General features: G+C 56.9%; 6 protein-coding genes. All 6 read right to left on the reverse strand.

Annotated elements, in window-relative coordinates; translation table 11 throughout:
• The coding region (locus tag ACODTY_RS23015; protein ID WP_488996500.1) for a hypothetical protein at window positions 1–917 on the reverse strand (917 nt) is incomplete at its 3' end.
• 99 nt (window positions 918–1,016) lie between these two features.
• A complete protein-coding gene (locus tag ACODTY_RS23020; RefSeq protein ID WP_488996501.1) occupies window positions 1,017–1,589 on the reverse strand; it encodes a HutD/Ves family protein in 573 nt (190 codons plus the stop codon).
• A 123-nt stretch (window positions 1,590–1,712) separates the two neighbouring features.
• The gene (locus ACODTY_RS23025; RefSeq protein WP_488996502.1) at window positions 1,713–2,993 is read right to left on the reverse strand and encodes a TRAP transporter large permease; all 1,281 of its coding nucleotides are present in this window, start codon (window positions 2,991–2,993) and stop codon (window positions 1,713–1,715) included.
• Window positions 2,990–3,598, reverse strand: a complete 609-nt coding sequence (locus tag ACODTY_RS23030) for a TRAP transporter small permease (protein WP_488996503.1) — start codon at window positions 3,596–3,598, stop codon at window positions 2,990–2,992. Before ACODTY_RS23030 ends, ACODTY_RS23025 begins: the two co-directional genes overlap by 4 nt.
• Before the next feature lie 111 nt (window positions 3,599–3,709).
• A complete protein-coding gene (locus tag ACODTY_RS23035; protein WP_488996504.1) occupies window positions 3,710–4,708 on the reverse strand; it encodes a TRAP transporter substrate-binding protein in 999 nt (332 codons plus the stop codon).
• 25 nt (window positions 4,709–4,733) lie between these two features.
• Window positions 4,734–5,834, reverse strand: coding sequence for a mandelate racemase/muconate lactonizing enzyme family protein (locus tag ACODTY_RS23040; RefSeq protein ID WP_488996505.1), 1,101 nt, complete (start codon window positions 5,832–5,834; stop codon window positions 4,734–4,736).
• Window positions 5,835–6,019 lie beyond the last annotated feature (185 nt).

Below are 6,019 nucleotides of genomic sequence, written 5' to 3' on the forward strand. Positions count from 1 at the left end.
CGAAGCAAATCGACAAAACATGGCGCCGCCGTCAGTCGTTCACGCGAATGGACTTTCAGGCGCGTTGCCGATGGCGTGACCGTGAGGCGACCGATGGACAAGATATGACTATTACCAGTGCCCCGCATCGCTATCTCATATTCGCCAAAAGCAGGCATAAGGACCTGCGTCGGCCAATCGATTGGACTTTCGCCTGTGGTCAGGAGCGAGCCTGAAAGGGAGCTGAATTCGACGCTCCACGGACACCCCAGCAAGGCATTCGCACCATCGATGTCCCCCGCGCTTATCCGGTTGCGCACCAGCGTCGACGAGCATGTAACGCCGTTATGTTGAAGCTCATCGACAGCCGTCACGGCAAAGCCGCATCGCTCTGCGAAACGGTGCAGCATGTCTACGTCGCCACGGCGCTGTCTTCCGAACCTGAAGCCGCGTCCCACGACGATCCTGCTCACGGCAAAACCGGACACGAGAACTTGCTCGATGAACTGCTCCGGCTCCAGTCCGGCAAAGGCGCTGTCGAAATGCGGACTATAGAGAAAGTCGAAACCCAACAGGTGGAACATTTCCTGCTTGGTGGAAGGCGTCGTGAGCCGAAACGGCCCTGAATTCGGAGCAAAGAACTGTTTTGGATGGGGTTCCACCGACATGGCCCCAACCGGGAGGCCGCCGCAGGATACCGATTCACAGATGGCTGATGCGAGCAATGCCCGGTGACCGCGGTGGAACCCGTCGAAGTTGCCGAGAAGCATGACGCCCCCCTTCACATCATCAGGCACGGCTGTCGCGTTGGACAGCACGCGCATTGTCCGTCGTCCGGCCAGGAGCCGGCTAAATTGCGGCAGGTCATGCCCCCTCAGCAGTTCACCCATATCGGGGGCTGACAACGGCACTCCCAGTGCCTTTCGAAGTTCGACCATTGTATTCATGGCCGGAAAGTATCTCAGCATCCGGCATCATAAAAATAGTAAAGAAAATCGATCGAGATCAGTAATTCCGAACCAATATCCACTAGCCGCCTACCGAGCCGCGACAGCCGAGAGCATTGCGATGAGGCAGGAAGTTCGATCCGGCAATTCCATCTCGATGGTGACCGGACCGTCGAGGATCAAAGTCTGACCGTTGCCCACATGCGAGCCGCCGACGTCGCATTTTCCGTGCAAGACGTATGCGACAAGCATGTCACCCTGCCGACAGGTGATGGCATTCGTTGCGCTCCCATGCAGGACAGACACTTGAGACTGCCACCGACCTCTCCGTGTCATGACATTCATTACTTGAGATGGACCTGAGGCCAGACGCGAACTGGGAGTGAGGGTGCTGTCGAAGCTATAAGGGACTAAGTAAGAAAGCTCTTCTTCACGATCGTCAAAGCGAAGCGATAAGGGGTTTTCGCCGAGCCGCGTAATCGTTCGATCGACACCGGCGAATGCGGAAAAGCGGGAGTCATCGACAATTGGAGCACGACTGATGCGTATGTCAAAATCGTCATGCGAAGAGCCGTGGGGCAGCAAGAGAATATCTTCGGTCACGCCGTTGCCGTTCTTCCACGGCGTTTTGCGATAGTTCTCAGGCCCTAGGAGCAATGGCATGGGAAGCTCTTGATACACAGGTTGCCGAACTGGTCGTTGACGGCGCAATTGCGCCGCCAGAAGCATCTGCTCGATGCAGAGAATTGTGCCGAATAGTAAATGTCGGTCCGCGCCCTATTGCCTTCATTGCTGGAGGTATGCCGGCAGCCAGACGGCTATCTCCGGGACCGCCATAAGCAAGGCGGTGAAGAGCAAAGTCACCACGAAGAACGGCATATTGGCACGAAACACCTGTAACTGGTCGCAACGGGCAATACGCCCGGCGATGATGAGCGACATGGCAACAGGTGGTGTCACCTGCCCGATCACCACAGCCATAACCATCAACGTCCCGAAGTGCAGCAGGTCGATGTCGAATGCGATCAGCGTGGGCAGCAACACCGGCACGAGAACCGGGATAAGTGGGTCGAGAAACATGCCGGCGATGATTGCGATCACCATCAGCGCACAAAGACGCAGGAAGGTGCTGTCGCCAATCGCAAGCACATCGATGAAAGATGCAAGCGTGGCCGGGACATGGGCAGCCGACAACACCGATCCTAGCGCGGCGGATAGGCTGACTATGAGTAGCAATTCGCCTGACAATTGCACGGCTGCCACCGTGGCACGATAAAGGCCCATCAAATCGAGTGTGCGATAGACAAAAAGCGCCAGGAATGCCGCATATACAGCTCCGAACGCGCCAGCCTCCGAGGGCGTAAAGATACCGAAGATCAGGCCGCCAACGATGATGGCCGGCATGCCGAAAGCAAGCCCAGCAGACCTGGCTGTCTGGAAGATCTCCGCCAGGGAAAACTTCCCGAAGGTGGGATAGCCGTTCTTGCGGGCGAGATATGTTACGACACCCATGAAAGCCAAGCCAAGCAGGATGCCTGGTACCAGACCGGCAATGAATAGCGCCCCAAGCGACGTGCCAGTGACGGCGGCGTAGAGGATGGCGGGCGAACTTGGGGGTATCAACGGCCCAACGCCGGCGGCCGACGCGCTTACCGCCGCTGAAAACGGGCCCGTGTAGCCCTCCTTCTTCATTTCTGGGATAATAATGGATGCACTGCCCGCAAGATCGGCAGTAGAAGACCCCACCATCCCACCGAAGAACATGCTTGTGAGCACATTTACCTGAGCCAGGCCGCCCTTCATCCAACCCACAAGGGAGCGGGCGAAATTGAAAAGCTTGCCGGAGATGCCGCCAGCATTCATGTATATGCCGCCAAGCACAAACAGCGGGAAGGAAATCAGCGTGTAGCTGCTCATTCCTGCGACCATATTCTGCGGCAAGACCAATCCCCACTGACTACCAATAATCAAGCTGATGGTAACTGCAATCATCAGTGCTGCGATCATTGGAACGCCAGCCACCAAAAATGCGACGAGAGATGCGATGCCAATCGAAGCGCCGATCATGAGATTGCTCCCGAATTTGGGGAAGGGTGAGCCTCGTCCAGGCCGGACTCATCGGCACGTCGAAAATGAGAGACCGCCTCTGCAAGAAATGCCAGGCAAACAATGCCGGCGCCGATGCACATGGCTGAAGTGAACCAGCCTTTCGACAAGGCCAGATAAACGGACTGATCTGCACCAAAGAGCGATAGATAATTGAAGGACACGATCGTCAGGTAGCCGAAGGCGACTGTGGAGGCGAGTTCGGTGCCGACCAGCAGCACTCGGCGCGACCGCGGCGTCAAGCGCTCGATCAGAAAACTGATGCGAATGATTTCCCGCCTGCGTACGGAGAGAAACATTCCGAGCATCGCCAACCATGGCACCAGGGCTATGACGATTTCATCGGCCCAGATGATGCCGTAGTTGAATGCGTAGCGCAGGAACGCATTGGCAAAAACCAGAAGGGTGATGGCAGCGAGCACAAGGACGCCAAGGAATTCCACGACGCCGTTTATCCATTTGTCCGCAATAGTCTCATCCACCGTATTAGCAAGTTCCGCTTCGATTGAAGCCTTTGAAATTGCTTGCGCAAGATCATCACCTGTATCGCTATCGCGACCGGTCATCGAATCTCCTCCGATTTGACTTGAACGTGCCCATCCTCCCAGGAGTGGACCGTCTAGAATAGGTCGGGGCGCGCCAGGCAGCAACAGCCTGGCACGCTCCACTTTGAAGCATCACTTTGCAGAGGCGGCCTCAAGGACGGCCTTGGTGAGATCGGCTCCTGCGATGCCCTCGACCGAGGCATAGATCGCTGTTGAGTCTGCCTGGAAACTGGCGCGATCAATCTCGTTTATTGCGATCTTGCCTTCCCCCTTGAGCTTGTCCAGCAACTCCTGATCCTTCTGTTCGCCGAGCTTGCGCATGTCGACTGCGGCTGCGGCGGCAGCTTCCTTGACTGCAGCCTTTTGTTCATCGCTCAGGCCGTCGAACTTGGCGCCATTCATCACGAGAGTGACTGGCGTGTAGACGTGGTTGGAAAGTGACAGGTAGGACTGGACCTCGTGCATCGAGTTCGAGACGATATCGTTGAGCGGATTTTCCTGCCCGTCGATGGTGCCGCTCTGGAGGGCGAGGTAGATCTCGCCATAGTTCAATGTTACCGGATTTGCACCGAACGTCTTGAAAGTCAGCATACGAGCCTGGCTTCCGGGCACCCGGATTTTCACGCCCTTCAGATCCTCGGGCTTGCCGATTGGCCGTACGTTGTTGGTGATTTGCCTGAAGCCCATTTCACCGAACGCGAGGACTTCCACGCCCGCCTTCTCGCGCATGGATTGGCGCAGCTTCTCGCCGATCTCGCCGTCAAGCAGGCGTGCGACGTCGGTGCGGTCACCAAACAGGAACGGCAACTCGAACACGGCCCAGGCGGGGTTGAGCTGTACGGCATCTGATCCAAGCGGAGTTATGTCGATCTGACCGGTCCGGATCTGCTGGAGATGGACATTCTCATCTCCCAAGGCGCCGCTATGATGGAAATCACTCTTGAAATCGTCGCCGAGTTTCTCCTTCAGCTTGTCGGCCATGGCCTGCATCATGAGGGTATCCATGGTGGTGGCCGGCGAAGGGCTGGACATTCGCAGCGCGAGTTCTGAGGCAGAGGCCGGCAAGGCAAGGACGATAGCTCCCACCAAAAATATGCCGCTTCCGGCAAGACGCTTCATTGAATTCAGCATTTCAGTTCTCCTCCCTTTTTGTTGGCTATAGGTACTTCTGGACCAGAGTCTCCTTGAGGCGATCGCGATTGAGGGTCACGCCAAAGCCTGGCGCATTGGGAATGGCAACCCGACCATCCTTGGCTTTGGGAGCGTCGACAAACATCTGCTCCTCTACCTGCTCGGAGCCGAGGTGAATTTCTGCCAGCGTTCCATTGCGGAAACCGGCAACATGGTGCAGGCAGTAAATGCCACCACCACCCGCATCGGACAGCGGCTTGTTGTAAGCCTGAGCCAGCGCTGCCACTCGCCGGGTCTCCGTCATGCCGCCATTGTACATGCTGTTCGGCATGAAAATGTCGATCGCGTCATGCTCGACCCACTCGCGGAAACGCAGCACATGGCCATCCATCTGGCCGGCCGAGAACGGGATCGTCGTGCGGCTGCGCATCATCCCGAGATCGCGCGCATCTACGCGGCGAATGGGGTCCTCGAACCAGGCGATGTTGTATTCCTGGATCATGGGGCAGAGCCGCATCGCATTCTCGGCGCTGAGGCTTTCATTGGCATCGACCGCCAGGAGAATGTCCTCGCCGATTGCCTCACGCACTTTGCGCACCCGCTTGGCATCCTCGACGATGCCCGCCTTCGATCCGACGAGCATCTTCAGGCGCGTATGCCCCTTCGAAATCAAGCGCCGGGCCATCTCGATCAGTTCGTCTGCCTCATAGGCCAGGAAGCCATAGGTCACATACGCCTCCGCGTAGTCCTTGTGGCCACCCAGCAGTTGCGCAACCGTACGTCCGCTCTGCTTGCCTATCAGGTCCCACAGGGCCAGATCGACGCAGGACAAGGCTGAGAGGTTGATGCCCGTCATCTGCCCGCGTTCGGACAGGATCGGCTGGAGGCGGGCGTGGATCAGTTCCAGATCCCGTGGGTCCATCCCCTTGATGGCAGGCGCAATATGATGCGCGACAATCGCGGCGACGCCATGCCAGAGGAACCGGGATGCCATGCCGAAGCCGACATGCCCCTCGTCTGTCTCGATCTCGCAAATGATCCGGTAATCGTCCTCGATCGGCTTGTCGATGATAGGAACAAAATTTTTAAACGCGTGAATGCTGACTCTAACGTCTTTTATTTTCATTATTCTATTCTCTCCTATCGAATATCTTCAGCTCAAAGATAAAGTGAGAAAGCCCTACAAGATTCGATATATCTTTTTCACATCTTTCAGGGACGAACAGATATTCCGTTCCTCCGGAACCCTTTTGGCGCGTTCACGGTTTCTGGTCTTCGGCTCCTATCCCCGCGAGGGCCGCACGGGCGACC

It is taken from the genome of Mesorhizobium sp. FG116 (genome assembly GCF_057809835.1).

What these genes read in the sequence shown, in the direction of transcription:
- ACODTY_RS23020 (WP_488996501.1), bottom strand. Translation starts at nt 1,589, where the DNA reads ATGCCATTGCTCCTAGGGCCTGAGAACTATCGCAAAACGCCGTGGAAG.
- ACODTY_RS23025 (WP_488996502.1), bottom strand. Translation starts at nt 2,993, where the DNA reads ATGATCGGCGCTTCGATTGGCATCGCATCTCTCGTCGCATTTTTGGTG.
- ACODTY_RS23030 (WP_488996503.1), bottom strand. Translation starts at nt 3,598, where the DNA reads ATGACCGGTCGCGATAGCGATACAGGTGATGATCTTGCGCAAGCAATT.
- ACODTY_RS23035 (WP_488996504.1), bottom strand. Translation starts at nt 4,708, where the DNA reads ATGCTGAATTCAATGAAGCGTCTTGCCGGAAGCGGCATATTTTTGGTG.
- ACODTY_RS23040 (WP_488996505.1), bottom strand. Translation starts at nt 5,834, where the DNA reads ATGAAAATAAAAGACGTTAGAGTCAGCATTCACGCGTTTAAAAATTTT.